The sequence below is a fragment of the Variovorax sp. P4_D9 genome, assembly GCF_056401695.1.
Map to the genome: position 1 here is coordinate 1 of NZ_JBFUIU010001527.1, position 1,121 is coordinate 1,121.

General features: G+C 65.6%; 2 protein-coding genes. Both read left to right on the forward strand.

Annotation, left to right across the window (positions count from 1 at the left end; all coding sequences use genetic code 11):
- On the forward strand, positions 1-466 hold a 466-nt coding region (locus AC1DY5_RS56610; protein ID WP_478122866.1), incomplete at its 5' end, for an RraA family protein.
- Positions 463-1,121: NAD(P)-dependent oxidoreductase (locus AC1DY5_RS56615; protein WP_478122867.1), on the forward strand; the 659-nt coding region annotated here is incomplete at its 3' end. The genes AC1DY5_RS56610 and AC1DY5_RS56615, both read left to right, overlap by 4 nt.

Here is a 1,121-nt window from a genome sequence, read left to right on the forward strand (position 1 = left end):
CGCGATGGCGAAGCCGGGTGATGTGCTGGTGATCGACGGGAAGGGAGACCTGACCTCCGCACTGATGGGCACGATCATGATGACGGCTTGCAAGCAGCTGGGCATTGCCGGCGTGGTCATGGATGGGGCCTGCCGCGACAGCCTCGAGATCGACGAGATGGACTATCCGGTTTTCTCGGTCGGCACCAACCCGAACGGCCCCACCAAGAACATCGGTGGGCGCATCGGCCACCCGGTGTCGGTCGGCGGCGTCACGGTGCGCCCAGGCGACTTCGTGATCGGCGACGGTGACGGCGTCGTGGTGGTGGAGCGCGAGAAGATCGAAGCGCTGCTGCCGCTGGCGGCCAAGAAGGTCAAGGACGAGGCTGCGCGTATCGCGGCCATCAAGACCGGCGACACCGCCGCCAAGTGGCTCAATGCCGCCCTGCACACTGCCGGCGTACTGAAAGAAGGGGAGACGCTGTGAGCACCATCCTCGTCACCGGTGCCGACCTCGCACCGCAAGCGCTGGCATTGCTGAAGGATCACGAAGTGATCTTTGCCGGCAAGACGCCGACCGAAGACGACATCGTCGACCTGAGCGGCAAGCACAACCCGGTCGCCATCATCGTGCGCTACAGCAAGGTAGGCGGCGCCGCGATGGACGCGGCGCCTGCGCTGCGGGTCATCTCCAAGCACGGCAGCGGCACCGACACGATCGACAAGGTCGCGGCCAAGGAGCGGGGGATCGACGTCGTCGCGGCGGTGGGCGCCAACGCCGCGGCCGTTGCCGAGCAGGCCCTGGCGCTCCTCCTGGCCTGCGCCAAATCCGTGGTTTCGCTCGATGCACGCATGCATGACGGTCATTGGGACAAAGCGACGCACAAGAGCGTCGAGCTTGCCGGCCGGACGGTGGGGTTGATCGGTCTCGGCGCCATCGGCCTGCGCTTCGCCCGGATGGCCGACGCGCTGGACATGCGCGTCATCGGCTTCGACCCCTACGCGAAGAACCTGCCTTCTTACGTTTCCACCGTGGACCTGGAAACGATCTGGCGCGATTCAGATGCAATCTCACTGCATTGCCCGTTGACCGATGACAACCGCGAGCTGGTGAACGCCGACACGTTGGCAAAGTGCAAGCG